The following is a 245-nucleotide window of genomic DNA, read 5'->3' as shown; positions in this document are numbered from 1 at the left end:
GGCTCCAGTTCGGGTTTTCTTTTGCGGTGGGGGCCACTTTACCAATAATGGCATTTTTAAAACCAGCTTTCTCGAAAGCTTTCTGCCAGTCGTTTACGCCCGCAATCAGGTACGGCACCCATTTTTTAGGCGTAGCCGGGTCGATATAAAAAACTATCGGGTCGCGGGGCTCTACCAGTTCGCCTCTTTTGTAACGGGCCATATCCTGGGGTTTTGGTTCCAGGCGCCAGCGCTTTATCATCCGG

Annotated in this window: 1 protein-coding gene; it reads right to left on the bottom strand. The window is 51.8% G+C overall.

All coding sequences use genetic code 11. From position 1 onward, the window contains the following. Positions 1–245: hypothetical protein (locus tag CVH10_RS23375; protein WP_146143348.1), on the bottom strand; the 245-nt coding region annotated here is incomplete at both ends.

The organism is Halomonas sp. ND22Bw (assembly GCF_003011945.1).
Classification (GTDB): domain Bacteria; phylum Pseudomonadota; class Gammaproteobacteria; order Pseudomonadales; family Halomonadaceae; genus Halomonas; species Halomonas halophila.
This window is presented reverse-complemented; position numbering and strand designations above follow the sequence as displayed.